The sequence below is a fragment of the Neisseriaceae bacterium CLB008 genome (assembly GCA_041228285.1).
GTDB lineage: Bacteria > Pseudomonadota > Gammaproteobacteria > Burkholderiales > Neisseriaceae > JAGNPU01.
Map to the genome: position 1 here is coordinate 51751 of CP166133.1, position 15974 is coordinate 67724.

7 protein-coding genes are annotated in these 15974 nt (G+C 46.5%); 5 read left to right on the top strand and 2 right to left on the bottom strand.

Annotated elements, in window-relative coordinates; genetic code table 11:
* The first annotated feature begins 275 nt into the window (after positions 1-275).
* From AB8Q18_00245 to AB8Q18_00260, 4 genes are all read left to right on the top strand, one after another.
* Positions 276-1121 (top strand): helix-turn-helix domain-containing protein, encoded by an 846-nt coding sequence (locus tag AB8Q18_00245; GenBank protein XDZ51520.1) that lies wholly within the window; start codon positions 276-278, stop codon positions 1119-1121.
* Positions 1122-1291: 170 nt separating this feature from the next.
* The gene (locus tag AB8Q18_00250; protein ID XDZ51521.1) at positions 1292-2725 is read left to right on the top strand and encodes an APC family permease; all 1434 of its coding nucleotides are present in this window, start codon (positions 1292-1294) and stop codon (positions 2723-2725) included.
* A gap of 185 nt (positions 2726-2910) precedes the next feature.
* Positions 2911-3162 carry a hypothetical protein gene (locus tag AB8Q18_00255; protein ID XDZ51522.1) on the top strand — a complete coding sequence of 84 codons (252 nt, stop codon included), beginning with the start codon at positions 2911-2913 and terminating at the stop codon, positions 3160-3162.
* A 270-nt stretch (positions 3163-3432) separates the two neighbouring features.
* Positions 3433-4974: a sulfatase-like hydrolase/transferase gene (locus AB8Q18_00260; protein ID XDZ51523.1), complete on the top strand. Its 1542-nt coding sequence runs from the start codon at positions 3433-3435 to the stop codon at positions 4972-4974.
* A gap of 67 nt (positions 4975-5041) precedes the next feature.
* Here the strand turns inward: AB8Q18_00260 and AB8Q18_00265 are convergent, their stop codons facing one another.
* Positions 5042-5842 carry a tetratricopeptide repeat protein gene (locus AB8Q18_00265; GenBank protein XDZ51524.1) on the bottom strand — a complete coding sequence of 267 codons (801 nt, stop codon included), beginning with the start codon at positions 5840-5842 and terminating at the stop codon, positions 5042-5044.
* A gap of 407 nt (positions 5843-6249) precedes the next feature.
* Entirely contained in the window at positions 6250-7152 is a 903-nt protein-coding gene (locus AB8Q18_00270) for a helix-turn-helix transcriptional regulator (protein XDZ51525.1), read from the bottom strand.
* 366 nt (positions 7153-7518) lie between these two features.
* On the opposite strand from AB8Q18_00270, the gene AB8Q18_00275 reads away from it, so the two are divergent.
* Positions 7519-15969, top strand: a complete 8451-nt coding sequence (locus AB8Q18_00275) for a YadA-like family protein (GenBank protein ID XDZ51526.1) — start codon at positions 7519-7521, stop codon at positions 15967-15969.
* Positions 15970-15974 lie beyond the last annotated feature (5 nt).

Sequence of the window (15974 nt, forward strand, 5' to 3'; positions counted from 1 at the left end):
TTGGCTATGTGGCCGCTCGGATTGAGGGTTGCATTGACGCAAGAATGCCAAGTTGTAGACATTGTTGCGGTAAGTCTGGTGAGAAAAATAGAATAAATCAGCACTTTCTCTTTTGTTTTTAAGGAGTTTTGTAAAATAAATCGATTGACAATCAATTATTTATGAGCAATTATTGCTAATATATTTGTAATTAAAAAAAGGCCGTAGAGCCCAATCAAATATATTGCCAAGGAGACTTACCGCGCTGGCGGTAGGCTGAAGGAGAAAGAAGGCCTATGTTGAATCATCAGTATTATGCTGGGTCAGGTTCACGCACCATCCAGCCCTATTTTGTTTTGAGTACGGCGTCAACCTACCGTAAAAAAATCGTGGCAGACTCACCGATTGCTCACTTTTATAGCTTTGTGGCCGACTGTTCGGCGGGCGAAGCGTTTGCGGTGCCGGATGCCAGCGTCGACGTTTTGTTTTTATGCGATCCTGATGAGCCTAAGGTGAGGGTGTGCGGGAGTACGGTGAGCGCTAAGCTGGTCGAATTAAAAACCAATAAGCGTTATTTTGGCGTGCGCTTTCGCCCTGGCTTTATTCCCGCGTTCATTCCATTGGCCTCCCGTGATTTGATCGAGGCCGAAGTGGCGTTACAAGACATTGATAGCCAAGGGCAGCAGCTTTTGGCACAGATTACTGCGGCGCCCTCGTTTGAAGATCAAGTGGCGTATTTTATGCACCACTATGGCGATCGGCTGGCACGGCCTCAGTCGCCGCTGTGCGCCCAGATCAGCGCGTTGATTTTATCGCGCCACGGCGACATTCGCGTACATGAGTTAGAAGCCTATACCGGCTATTCTTCGCGCTACATCAACAAAACCTTTACCGAGCATTTTGGCCTGTCGCCCAAGCAATATTGCTTGATCGTGCGCTTCCAATACACCTTACAGAAGCTGACGCTGGCCGGCCCCATCAGCTTGACTAATCTGGCCTTAGAGCAAGGCTATGCCGATCAATCCCATTTTTTACGTGAGTTTAAAAAATTTGCCGCGCTGGCGCCTACCAAATTTGTGCAAGCTTTAGGGCAGGATCAAGAGCGCTATCAGGGGCGTATATTGCTGTCGGCATACGAATGATATCAGCGCCATGTGGCTGAGCATGGCCGATTTATTCTATTTGTTTGCGCAGCCTTCTCACTATGCTAATCACACTAAGAAAAGTCCGTAAGGACTAAAGAGAATAGCGGCAATAGCCGCATCACAAAGTGAAATAGCGCATTGCCTTGAAGGCAGAAGTGAGGAGTAATATGGCATCATCTACGCAGTTAAAGCAAAACAGTTTGGGCTTGGCATCGCTGGTGTTTTTTGTGGTCGCGGCCGCATCGCCTTTGACCGGGCTCATTGGGGCCATGCCGGTGGCTATTTTAGAAGGTAACGGCGGGGGCATTTCTGGTATTTATGTGCTTTCAGGTTTGGTGTTGCTGCTGTTTTCGGTGGGTTTTATCACCATGAGTCGCCACATCAAGAATTCGGGTGCGTTTTATGCCTACATTTCCGCTGGCCTAGGCAGTAAGCTGGGCGTCAGCGGCTTGGCCTTGGCTATCTTGGCCTATGTGTCGATTCAAATTGCGATTGCGGCTATTTTTGGCCTGTTCACGCAAATCTTTTTCGTAGAATATTTTCAGCTTGATCTGCCGTGGTGGCTCTACACCATCGCCATGCTGGTGGTGGTGTGCTGGTTAGGCATTGAGCGCATCGAGATTGGTGGCAAGGTGCTGGGCGTGTTGATGCTGTTGGAAGTGGGCATCGCCGTCATCATCGCCGCCATTATTGTGTATCAGCAGGCACAATTAGGCCCGCTGGACTTTCAGCCGTTTGCGCCCAAAGTGGTGTTTGATGGCAATGTGGGCATCGCGCTGGTGTTTGCCGTAGCGGCCTTTATCGGCTTTGAGGCCACGGCCATCTACACTGAAGAGTGCCGTAACCCCGAAAAAACCATTCCATTGGCGACCATCATCGCGGTACTGTTGATCACCAGCTTCTTTGCTTTTTGCAGTTGGGGGCTGATTCAGGCCCATGGCGCCGCAGGGGTGCAGGCCGCCGTGGCGCAAGACCCTGAACTGTTTGTGTTTCAGTTGGCGGAACGCGCCTTGGGTAAATGGTCGGTATTGGTGATCAATATCTTGCTGATCACCAGCCTGTTTGCGGCGACGCAGTCGTTTCATAATAATATTGCCCGCTATTTTTACGTGATTTCTCGCGACGGCCTGTTTTGGTCACGCTTGGCCAAGCTACACCCCACTAAAGGCACGCCGTATTTATCTAGCCTCTACCAAACCCTCACCATGGTGTTGTTGACCGTGGTGCTGGCCCTGGCCGGCCAAGATCCGCTCACCGACATTTTTACCTGGGGTTCAGCCATCACCACCATGGCCGTTTTGCTGTTGCAGATGTTTGTGTCGATTGCCGTGGTGGCCTATTTTAATAAACGCCCAGAATTGGGCGCGCCCAGCTGGAAGGTTAAGTACGCGCCAATTTTGTCGGCCTTGACCATGAGCGTGGTGCTGTATTTGGTGGTGATGAATCTTGAAACCATGAGTGGTTTGAAGTCAAAGCTGATTTATCTGGTGCCGGTATTGGTGTTTGGCTCGGCCATCAGTGGCTATGCGTACGCATGGGTGTTGGCTAAGCTGCGCCCAGACAGCGTGCAGCGTTTAGAAGAAATGGTGGACAAAGCCTAGCGTTGAGTATGATGAACGAGGCCGCTTCTGTGAAGCGGCCTTTTTTACGCCGGTTGCGATGGCTAGCTGGTGAGGGGGGCATCGATTAAGCGCGACAATTACAGACAATTTGTGACAATTTTGCCGTAGCTTCTCTGGTCTGGCCCGCCCTAAAATGACGCCTCATCTTCCTTAAAGGGCTCTTTATGAATACTCAAAATCACAGCTTTATTTTTCTAACCGCGATGCTGTTGGTTGCCTGTGAGTCTGTGCCTAACTGGCGTCAAGACGGCTTTAGCCAGCATGAGGCCCAAAGTCAGTTGGCCGATTGTGAGTACAAGATTGGCATGAAAAAGCACAACCTTGACCCCGTTCAGAAAAAACGGCTGGTGACCAGCTGTATGCAAAGTAAAGGCTTTCGCTATCACGGCATGATGATGCAGCCTAAAACGGAATAGGCTTGAGTGATTGAACTATAGAATGAATGACTTATGTGTGTGCACTTATGTGTGTTGTGAGCTGTGCATCATTAGGCCATTTAGAATGGCTGCATTCTTTAGGTGCCTATCTACGTTAAGATTTTGGTGACATAGTAGGATGAAATAGCCTATGATCCATGCTTTATTAATTCTTTGACTATATTAACTATATCTTAATCTAAGCCGACGTTGGGATGAGTGTTTGCATCGCGAACGAAGCTTGATGGTGTATGGTTACCTGAGTAAAACATGTCGTCTATTGTAAAAACCATAAAACCCACCATGATGTTGATGGTGGTTTTATTGTTATTGTTTGGCATTACCTATTTTCTATTGCGTGCGAGTGCCGTTGTGGGCTTCTCGCAGCTATTGGGCATCAGTACACTGTTATTTATCTTAGCGCTTAGCTGGAATCGTAAGGCTTATTGGCTGATGGGGTTCCCTTTGGTGTTGATCGGGGTGTTTTATCTGCCGACGGGGTTGATGTATGGTTTTCCTAGCGCCGATATTGTTGCGGCCTTGTTTTACACCAATCCAGGTGAGGCTATGGGGTATTTGTCTGTCATCTCCAAGAAGGAGTATGCCTATGCGCTGGCCTTGCTGTTGTGTGGCATAGGGTTTGGCTGGAGTTATCAGCGGTATTCAGTTGGGTTTAAAAAAACAACCGCAGTGATTGCGGCCGCGGTTTTGGTTGTTTTGTTTATGCTTCAGCCTTTGCGACCTGTTCTGATGCAGGTTTCTTATCCGGTAGGGTTTTTTAAAAAGGTTTATGAAGTGGCCCAGACCTACCGTAGCGACGATGTGCGGGCGCAAGGATTATCGCTTTGGTCGATACAGGAGGTGGCGCCAGCCTATGATAATTATGTGTTGGTGATTGGTGAGAGCGCCCGTCGAGATTATTTATCTGCGTTTGGCTATCCACAAGAGACGACGCCTTTTATGAACGTGTCACCCGGCACGTTAGTTGAGGGCTTAGTGAGCCCTGGTGCTTCCACTGTTGCTTCGCTTACGCGTATGTTGACGTTGTCTTCGCCCGATGATGGAGAGCCTATTAACTATCGTTATAGTCTGATGGATTTAGCGAAGGCCGCAGGCCTAAAAACCTATTGGATTTCAGCGCAGGGAAAATATGGTTCGACTGAATCCCCTGTCTCGATTATGGGTCAGAAAAGTGATTTTAGCTATTTTGCTAAAATAAAAGGCAGTAATTTACGAGGCCCGAGTGATGCATCGCTGTTGCCTATTTTTAAGGACAAATTGTTTAACGATACGGTTGCTGAGAAAAGGCTGTTGGTTTTGCATTTGTTTGGTTCTCATGCCGACGTTTGTGACCGAGTGCCAGAGGTCAATCCTAAGTTTCATCATAGTTTAGGACGCCCTTATGAATGCTATCAAACCAGTATAGAGCAAACGGACCGTCTGTTGGCTGAAGTGGCAGAGGCTTTACGTCAAGACCAAAAAGAGCATGGCCGTAGCTTTTCAATGGTGTATTTTTCCGACCATGGTCAGGGGCAGTTTCCGAATGCGTTGCGTCACAGTGGCAAAGTGAAGCAAGGGTTTGAGGTGCCGCTGTTTCGTTTAAATAGTGATGATACCCAGCAAAATTATATCAAGGCAAATAAGTCTGGCTTTAATATGGTGCATGGTTTGGCGCATTGGTTGGGGGTTAAGGCAGAAGGGCTTAAGTCGGATTATGATTTATTCTCCGATGTGGCTGATCAAAACGTGCGGGTTGATGCCAATCCCAGTGTGTCTTATGCGGATTTAGCCGATGATCCTGCGACTGAATAGGTAAATAGCAATGTTATTTTAAAAAAAACCAGCCTAGGCTGGTTTTTTCATGACGGTCATCTGTTGTTTAGCTTAGATTTTCTAAGGCCGTAATGGCATCTTCATAGCCTTGATCGGCCGCTTGTTCATAATATGCGCGGGCTTTCTTAGCGTTTTTCTTCACGCCGCCTTCACCGTTGTCGTACATCACGCCCAGATTGTATTGAGCGCCAGGGTGGCCTTCAGCCGCCGCTTTAAGATAGTACTGGAATGCCTTTTTCTCGTTGGGGGTGACGCCTAGGCCGGTGTCGTAGATGATGCCCATATTGAATAGGCCATCAGCGCTGCCCATATTGGCCGCTTGTTCGTAAAAGCTTCGGGCCTTGTCTAAATCTTTCGGTAGGCCGCGACCATTTTCGTAGTTAAAGCCCATATTATTGAAGGCGCGAGGGTCTTCTAGTTTTATGCCTAGCTGATAATACTCATTGGCCTTGGCGAAGTTTTGCTTCACGCCCTCTACGCCGTCATCGTAAAACGTGGCCACGGTAAAGGTAGCGTCTACATCGCCTTGTTTGGCTGCTTGTAAATAGTAGAACATGGCTTTGCGATAGCTTTGCGCCACGCCATCGCCATTTTCATACATTAAGCCTAAATAATATTGAGCGCTGGCGCTGCCTGCTTTGGCGGCTTGCTCATAGTATTGTAGGGCTTTGCCATAGTCTTGTTCGACTTCGTAACTGCCGTTGAAATATAGATCAGCCAAATTGATCATGGCTTCTGTGTCGCCCGCTTTAGCGGCGCTGATTTGGCTGGCTAGGTCGGCGTCGTTAGCGAAAGCTGGCGCAGAAAAGGCCAGGCAAAGAGACAGTAATAGAGCTTTAGCGTTCAAAGGGACATCCTCTTGGGTAGGTAAACTGGGTTAGATTTAGTGTGTATGAATTATATTATAGAGTTTGGCGCCTAAAATACCTGAATTTTGAATTGTGCTCAAGAAAAAGTGTAGAGACTGTTTTTTGTGGGGTTTACGTTGTCGTTACTCTGTAGATGTGTATAGGTTGTTATTTGAAGACAGTATGCGCAAGAGGTATCACTCGCAGCTTAGTAAGTTTGATTCATTCATGGTGAGGAGGGGGAACAGTTTAGCGATAAGCTTCTAGCGCTTTAGGCTCATCTGCCTGTTAATGGTTGGAGATACCCATAAGAAATGCATAGAACAGTGTGGTTGAGCTTAGGGCGCAGATGGTTCTGGCCCTAAACTTAAGGGGGTGAGTGGCGGCGAATTCTAGGGCTTGCCGATTATTTTAAAACAAGATCGCTGGGCGTATAACCGTATTGTTGTTTAAAAATACGAGAAAAATAACCAACATCAGCGTAGCCAATTTTATATGCGGCCTCTTTAGTTGAGAGTTGATGATTAATGATTAATTCTAGTGCTTCTTGCATTCTCAGATTTTTAATATAGCGACCAATAGAAATGCCGGTTTTTGTTTTGAATTCTTGTTTTAAATAGCATTCATTAGTGCCAACCTGTTTGGCTAGTGTCGGTAAATGCCATTTTGTGAGCGGATCTTTATGTAAAATACATAATACGTCGTCGATAAAGTTATTATTCTTAGAGATGCTGTACAGCTGAAAGATGCTGGAACAAATGGATAGGGCGCTACTTTTGAAGGACAGTGTGTCAGAAAGGGTTTTAATGTCCATGAAGAGTAATTGTTGGACTAATAACATAATTCTTTTATGGTAACGTCCTAAGGAGATCTGCCGAATAAAGTCCTTGCCGGATTGTTTGTAATCTAGCCATTCTGGAATTTCATAGTCCTGCTGCCATTTGTCTAATAGGCGCATGGCGATGACAAACGTTAGTTTTTTTTCACGCGTTTTTTGGTTTTCCTCCGTGAGTTTGCTATTGGTCCCAACAACCTGGTAGACCTTATCCGTAATTAAGTGGCCGATGCGCTGGCCTTCGGTATTGAATACATGAATATCGGCATCGATAATGAAATGAAAATAAATATTATGATCATCATAGAGTTTTTGCCTAAGCATCGGTTGTTGATATTCTCCGGCCTTATTGATTATGGTGCGTTCGATTCGAATACCATCTGTAATTGCTATGCTGTCATGTTTTCCATTTGTTGTGTGAAGTAGAATTTCTGGTCTTTTTTTTTCATTATGTTTCATCAATACATTCTTCATGCTTACGTCCTCACCCGCTTGTTTTTATTTGTTAGCTTAAATGCTTATTTTTAATATTTTAGTTTAAATGTGATCAATTATTGGGCACCCAACATTTTTGTTAAGATTTAGTAAGTTTGGGTAAGTCTTTGTAAATATAGACGCTCTGTTTACGCCATGTAAATATGAATAAAAATATTTATATGGAAAATAAGGAATAATTAAATCTTTATTTAAATTACGTTTTTTCATTATTTTTCCGTAAATTAATCAAGCCAAATATCATACTATGATGTCTTTATTAATGATGAATTTATGAGGTTTGGATTGTGAGTAAATTGAAAAAATCTGTACGGAATCACTCATCTTTGGTGAAGGTGGGGCATTATGAATAAGGTATTTAAAATTATTTGGAGTCAGGTTTTAAAATCGTGGGTGGTGGCTTCTGAACTGTCAAAGAGTAAAACCAAAAGTAAATCTTCTGTCGCCAATAAAACAGCGCTTATTACGCTTTCCGCTCTGACTGGTTTGGCGGGCTCGGCTTATGCACAGCAGGGTGTGGGTGGTGGACAAGCGACTGGGGGGAGTAATGGTACGGCCATCTCTGCCTGTAATGGTAAGCAAAATCAGGCTCAGGCTATTGGTAATCATGCGATCGCCATCGGGTGTGAAGCCGAAGCCAATAATAATGCAAACAGCAATAATGCAACAAATATTCAATTGGTTAATCGGCATAACCCGGGCAATCCACAAGTAGGACAAGAATATTTAATGGTCAATGCGGCTAGTACCGCGATTGGCTATCGTGCGAAAGCGCTTAATGCCTCAATTGCTTTTGGTGACAATGCCCAGGCTACAAATGTGGGAATTGCGATAGGTCTTGGTGCTGAATCGCTAAATAATTCCGCGATTGCTTTGGGTTCTTTGGCGCAAGCGAAGGGTAATACGTCTTTTGCATTAGGACGTCAGTCAGTTGCAGAAAATGATTTTTCGACAGCCATTGGTAATGTTGCCTATGCTAAAAGTGAAAGCAGTATTGCGATGGGCCATTCAGCAACGGCTGAAGGGTATCGTGCTATCGCGATTGGTGCTGCTGATTCGAAAAATGCCCCAGGTGATGGGGTGTCTCGCGGAGCAGGTTATCAAGTCAATTCTCAAACTTTAGCCAAAGGAGAGGATTCGATTGCTTTTGGTGGCGGGGCTAATGCTACACAACGTGACGCATTGGCTATTGGCGCATTTTCTAAGTCGAGTGGTGCTAAAGCTGTGGCTATCGGGACGGGGTCGAATGCAGGTGCAGCAGAAGCCGTTGCTATTGGTCAAGGGGCTACCGCTTTAACCGAGGGTGGTGTGGCTTTGGGACGGGGTGCCAAAGTTAATGAGGTAGGCAGTATTGCCTTAGGCCAGAATTCGGCAACCTCAGTGTCTAATGAGCAAGGTTATTTAACCAATACAGCGGCGCCAAAGTCTATTGTGTCGGTCGGTTCTACAGGAAATGAACGCCGTATTCAACATGTTTCTGCTGGTGCCAAGGATACGGATGCGGTCAACGTTAGTCAGTTGAAGGCGGTTCATAATATTGCCTCTAAAGGCTGGAATGTGACCACCCAAGGTACTGGCTCCACGAATGTAGCGCCTGGCGGGACGGTCGACTTTTCTAATACCGATGGCAATATTGTCGTCAGTAAAACCAATAATAATATCCAATTAAATTTAGATAAAAAAATCACTGCTGATGAAATAACGATTAATAATGGTGGGCCAGTCGTTAATAAAAAAGGTATTAACCTTAATAATACTAAAATCATTAATTTAGTTGAAGGTGTTGCCGATGGTGATGCCGTTAACGTGAAACAATTAACCAATAATATCAATCAAGTTACTAATCATTTAACTGCAAAAGGGTTGAATTTTAGTGCAAATAACGGTGGTGTGGTTCATCGTGATTTAGGAACCGAATTAGCCATTAAAGGTGAAGCAACTACTGAGGGCACCTTCAGCGGCGGCAACCTTAAAACAGTGGCTAAGCCAGATGGTTCGATCAACATCCAAATGGCCGATGCACCTAAGTTTGGTGACATCACCATCAACAACGATGGCCGCATTACCGGTGTGAAAGATGGCGTAGACGGTAAAGACGCCGTCAACGTGAGCCAGCTTGCCGAAGTAAAAGAAGTGGCCAATAAAGGTTGGAACGTCACAGCTCAAAGCGGCAATAGCAGCAATGTGAAGCCAGGTGAAACCGTTGACTTTGCTAACGCTGATAACAACATCGTGGTGAGTAAAAACGGCCATAACTTAAGCTTTGATTTGGCTAAAGACTTAACCGGTATTGAGACCATCGTAACCAAAGAAATCACTTCAGACAAAATCATCATTAAAGATGGTAAACCAGGTGAGAACGGTCAGCCAGGCAAAGATCTAGACGTGGGTGAAGAGCTGAACAAAGGCCTGAACTTTGCTGGTAACACGGGTGAGTTCAACCGTCAGTTAGGTGAGGTGACCACCATTAAAGGTGAAGCAACGACTGAAGGTACGTTCAGCGGCGGCAACCTTAAAACAGTGGCCAATGCCGATGGCTCTATCAACATCCAAATGGCTGACGCACCTAAGTTTGGTGACATCACCATCAACAACGATGGCCGCATTACCGGCGTCAAAGATGGCGTAGACGGTAAAGACGCCGTCAACGTGAGCCAGCTTACCGAAGTAAAAGAAGTGGCCAATAAAGGTTGGAACGTGACTGCTCAAAGCGGCAATAGCAGCAATGTGAAGCCAGGTGAAACCGTTGACTTTGCTAACGCTGATAACAACATCGTGGTGAGTAAAAACGGCCATAACTTAAGCTTTGATTTGGCTAAAGACTTAACCGGTATTGAGACCATCGTAACCAAAGAAATCACTTCAGACAAAATCATCATTAAAGATGGTAAACCAGGTGAGAACGGTCAGCCAGGCAAAGATCTAGACGTGGGTGAAGAGCTGAACAAAGGCCTGAACTTTGCTGGTAACACGGGTGAGTTCAACCGTCAGTTAGGTGAGGTGACCACCATTAAAGGTGAAGCAACGACTGAAGGTACGTTCAGCGGCGGCAACCTTAAAACAGTGGCCAATGCCGATGGCTCTATCAACATCCAAATGGCTGACGCACCTAAGTTTGGTGACATCACCATCAACAACGATGGCCGCATTACCGGCGTCAAAGATGGCGTAGACGGTAAAGACGCCGTCAACGTGAGCCAGCTTACCGAAGTAAAAGAAGTGGCCAATAAAGGTTGGAACGTGACTGCTCAAAGCGGCAATAGCAGCAATGTGCAGCCAGGTGAAACCGTTGACTTTGCCAACGCTGATAACAACATCGTGGTGAGCAAAAACGGTCATAACCTAAGCTTTGACTTGGCTAAAGACTTAACCGGTATTGAGACCATCGTAACCAAAGAAATCACTTCAGACAAAATCATCATTAAAGATGGTAAACCAGGTGAGAATGGTCAGCCAGGTAAAGATCTGGATGTGGGTGAAGAGCTGAACAAAGGTCTGAACTTTGCCGGTAACACGGGTGAGTTTAACCGTCAATTGGGTGAAGTGACCACCATTAAAGGTGAAGCAACGACTGAAGGTACGTTCAGCGGCGGCAACCTTAAAACAGTGGCCAATGCCGATGGCTCTATCAACATCCAAATGGCTGACGCACCTAAGTTTGGTGACATCACCATCAACAACGATGGCCGCATTACCGGCGTCAAAGATGGCGTAGACGGTAAAGACGCCGTCAACGTGAGCCAGCTTACCGAAGTAAAAGAAGTGGCCAATAAAGGTTGGAACGTCACTGCTCAAAGCGGCAATAGTAGCAATGTGCAGCCAGGTGAAACCGTTGACTTTGCCAACGCTGATAACAACATCGTGGTGAGCAAAAACGGTCATAACTTAAGCTTTGATTTAGCGGCTAATTTGACTGGCATCGAGACCATTGAAACTAAGGAAATCACCTCTAATAAAATCATCATTAAAGATGGCAAACCAGGTGAGAACGGTCAGCCAGGCAAAGATCTAGACGTGGGTGAAGAGCTGAACAAAGGCCTAAACTTTGCTGGCAACACGGGTGAGTTCAACCGTCAATTGGGTGAAGTGACCACCATTAAAGGTGAAGCAACGACTGAAGGTACGTTCAGCGGTGGCAACCTTAAAACAGTGGCCAAGCCAGACGGTTCGATCAACATCCAAATGGCCGATGCACCTAAGTTTGGCGACATCACCATCAATAACGATGGCCGCATTACCGGTGTGAAAGATGGCGTAGACGGTAAAGACGCCGTCAACGTGAGCCAGCTTACCGAAGTAAAAGAAGTGGCCAATAAAGGTTGGAACGTGACTGCTCAAAGCGGCAATAGCAGCAATGTGCAGCCAGGTGAAACCGTTGACTTTGCTAACGCTGATAACAACATCGTGGTGAGCAAAAACGGTCATAACTTAAGCTTTGATTTAGCGGCTAATTTGACTGGCATCGAGACCATTGAAACGAAGGAAATCACCTCTAATAAAATCATCATTAAAGATGGTAAACCAGGTGAGAACGGTCAGCCAGGTAAAGATCTGGATGTGGGTGAAGAGCTGAATAAAGGCCTGAACTTTGCTGGCAACACGGGTGAATTCAACCGCCAATTGGGTGAAGTGACCACCATTAAAGGTGAAGCAACGACTGAAGGTACGTTCAGCGGCGGCAACCTTAAAACAGTGGCCAATGCCGATGGCTCTATCAACATCCAAATGGCTGACGCACCTAAGTTTGGCGACATCACCATCAATAACGATGGCCGCATTACCGGCGTCAAAGATGGTGTAGACGGTAAAGACGCCGTCAACGTGAGCCAGCTTACCGAAGTAAAAGAAGTGGCCAATAAAGGTTGGAACGTCACAGCTCAAAGCGGCAATAGCAGCAATGTGCAGCCAGGTGAAACCGTTGACTTTGCTAACGCTGATAACAACATCGTGGTGAGTAAAAACGGCCATAACCTAAGCTTTGACTTGGCTAAAGACCTGACCGGTATTGAAACCATCGTGACCAAAGAAATCACTTCAGACAAAATCATCATTAAAGATGGCAAACCAGGTGAGAACGGTCAGCCAGGTAAAGATCTGGATGTGGGTGAAGAGCTGAATAAAGGCCTGAACTTTGCTGGCAACACGGGTGAGTTTAACCGCCAGTTGGGTGAAGTAACCACCATTAAAGGTGGTGCAACGACTGAAGGGACGTTCAGCGGCAGCAACCTTAAAACAGTGGCCAATGCCGATGGCTCTATCAACATCCAAATGGCTGACGCACCTAAGTTTGGCGACATCACCATCAATAACGATGGCCGCATTACCGGCGTCAAAGATGGTGTAGACGGTAAAGACGCCGTCAACGTGAGCCAGCTTACCGAAGTCAAAGAAGTGGCCAATAAAGGTTGGAACGTCACTGCTCAAAGCGGCAATAGCAGCAATGTGCAGCCAGGTGAAACCGTTGACTTTGCTAACGCTGATAACAACATCGTGGTGAGCAAAAACGGTCATAATCTAAGTTTTGACTTGGCTAAAGACCTGACCGGTATTGAAACCATCGTGACCAAAGAAATCACTTCAGACAAAATCATCATTAAAGATGGTAAACCAGGTGAAAACGGTCAGCCAGGTAAAGATCTAGATGTGGGTGAAGAGCTGAACAAAGGCCTGAACTTTGCTGGCAACACGGGTGAGTTCAACCGTCAGCTAGGTGAAGTAACCACCATTAAAGGTGGTGCAACGACTGAGGGGACGTTCAGCGGCGGCAACCTTAAAACAGTGGCCAAGCCAGACGGTTCGATCAACATCCAAATGGCCGATGCACCTAAGTTTGGCGACATCACCATCAATAATGATGGCCGCATTACCGGCGTAGCTGATGGTAAAGATGGTAAAGATGCCGTCAATATGGACCAGTTGGGTAAAGTGACTGAAATCGCTAACAAAGGCTGGAATGTGACTGCTCAAAGCGGCAATAGCAGCAATGTGAAGCCAGGTGAAACCGTTGACTTTGCTAACGCTGATAACAACATCGTGGTGAGTAAAAACGGCCATAACTTAAGCTTTGATTTGGCTAAAGACTTAACCGGTATTGAGACCATCGTAACCAAAGAAATCACTTCAGACAAAATCATCATTAAAGATGGTAAACCAGGTGAGAACGGTCAGCCAGGTAAAGATCTAGATGTGGGTGAAGAGCTGAACAAAGGCCTGAACTTTGCTGGCAATACAGGTGAGTTTAACCGTCAATTGGGTGAAGTAACCACCATTAAAGGTGGTGCAACGACTGAGGGGACGTTCAGCGGTGGCAACCTTAAAACAGTGGCCAATGCCGATGGCTCTATCAACATCCAAATGGCTGACGCACCTAAGTTTGGTGACATCACCATCAATAACGATGGCCGCATTACCGGCGTCAAAGATGGTGTGGACGGTAAAGACGCCGTCAACGTGAGCCAGCTTACCGAAGTCAAAGAAGTGGCCAATAAAGGTTGGAACGTCACTGCTCAAAGTGGCAATAGCAGCAATGTGCAGCCAGGTGAAACCGTTGACTTTGCTAACGCTGATAACAACATCGTGGTGAGCAAAAACGGCCATAACTTAAGCTTTGATTTGGCTAAAGACCTGACCGGTATTGAAACCATCGTGACCAAAGAAATCACTTCAGACAAAATCATCATTAAAGATGGTAAACCAGGTGAAAACGGTCAGCCAGGTAAAGATCTAGATGTGGGTGAAGAGCTGAACAAAGGCCTGAACTTTGCTGGCAACACGGGTGAGTTCAACCGTCAGCTAGGTGAAGTAACCACCATTAAAGGTGGTGCAACGACTGAGGGTACGTTCAGCGGCGGCAACCTTAAAACAGTGGCCAATGCCGATGGCTCCATCAACATCCAAATGGCCGATGCACCTAAGTTTGGCGACATCACCATCAATAACGATGGCCGCATTACCGGCGTAGCTGATGGTAAAGATGGTAAAGACGCCGTCAATATGGACCAGTTGGGTAAAGTGACTGAAATCGCTAACAAAGGCTGGAATGTGACTGCTCAAGGTGGTGGCGGCAGCAATGTGAAGCCAGGTGAAACCGTTGATTTCGCTAACGCCGATGGCAACATCGTGGTGAGCAAAAACGGCCATAACCTAAGCTTTGATTTAGCTAAAGATCTAATCGGTATTGAAACCATCGTAACCAAAGAAATCACCTCAGATAAAATCATCATTAAAGATGGTAAACCAGGTGAGAGCGGTCAGCCAGGTAAAGATCTAGATGTGGGTGAAGAGCTGAATAAAGGCCTGAACTTTGCTGGTAACACAGGTGAGTTTAACCGTCAATTGGGTGAAGTGACCACCATTAAAGGCGAAGCGACGACTGAGGGTACGTTCAGCGGCGGCAACCTTAAAACAGTGGCCAATGCCGATGGCTCCATCAACATCCAAATGGCCGATGCGCCTAAGTTTGGCGACATCACCATTAATAATGATGGCCGCATTACCGGCGTAGCTGATGGTAAAGATGGTAAAGACGCCGTCAATATGGACCAATTGGGTAACGTCACCGAGATCGCCAATAAAGGCTGGCAGCTACAAGCCAATGGTGACGCAGCTTCTAAAGTGGCACCTGGCGACACGGTACAGTTTATTGATGGGAACAATATTGAAATTACCCGTAACGGTAATGATTTGACGTTCTCAACCGCTGATAACGTGGCCTTTAATAAGGTCGATGTCGCGGGTGGCCTCAATATCTTGGGCGGTGGCATAAGCATCAGTGGCGGTAATCGTATTGATTTTGGCAACAATGTGATTCACAACATCGCTAAGGGTGTTGCGGGTAGCGATGCTGTCAACGTTGATCAGCTGAATGAAGAAATCGGTAAGATTAAATGGTATGTCGATGGCAAGGCTCCTAATGGCGGCACGGGTGAAATTGAAGTGTCACCAGGAACTGACGGTAATGGTACTGGCGGCACGGGCTCAGGTAATGGGGGCAGCCAACCAGGTAAACCAGGCGGTAATACGGTGACCATGGAAGGTAAAGACAACATCAGCGTAACGGTAGATGGCAGTAACAATACCGTGACCGTGGGCACCTCCGGTAAGGGCAGTATCGCGCCTAATAGTAAGGACGTAATCACCGGTGGCCAGGTTTATGATGTTGCCGTTGCCATTGCTGAAAACACCAAAAACATCATCGGTGGCCAAACCAAGGTGACGCAAACTCGTGATGGCGAGATCAAGCACAGCGTTGAGTTTGACATGGCTGGTGGTAAGCAAACCACCATCAACGATGCCATGAAAGCCATTGACAACAGCGCCGTTCATTACGACAAAACCGCAGACGGTAAAGTAGACAAGTCTAAGGTGACGTTGGGTGAAAAAGGCACTGAAGTCACCGTAGGTAACGTGGCAGCTGGCGTGAAAGACAACGATGCTGTGAACGTGAGCCAGTTGAAAGGCGCTGTGACGAAAATCGACAATCAGTTTATTGAAGTGAATAACCAGATTGGGGACATTCACAATAATATGGGCCGTATGGACCAGAAGATCAATAAGATTGATAAAGATAGTCGTGCCGGCGTGGCCGCAGCCATGGCCGCAGCAGGTTTACCACAGGCCTACCTACCAGGTAAGAGCATGATGGCGATTGCTGGTAGTACTTGGCGCGGCGAAACTGGTTATGCAATTGGTGTGTCCACCATTTCTGATAACGGTAATTGGGTAGTTAAAGCCAATATGTCTGGTAACGCACGTAGTCAGTACGGTGCTTCAGCCGGCGTTGGCTACCAGTGGTAAACCCA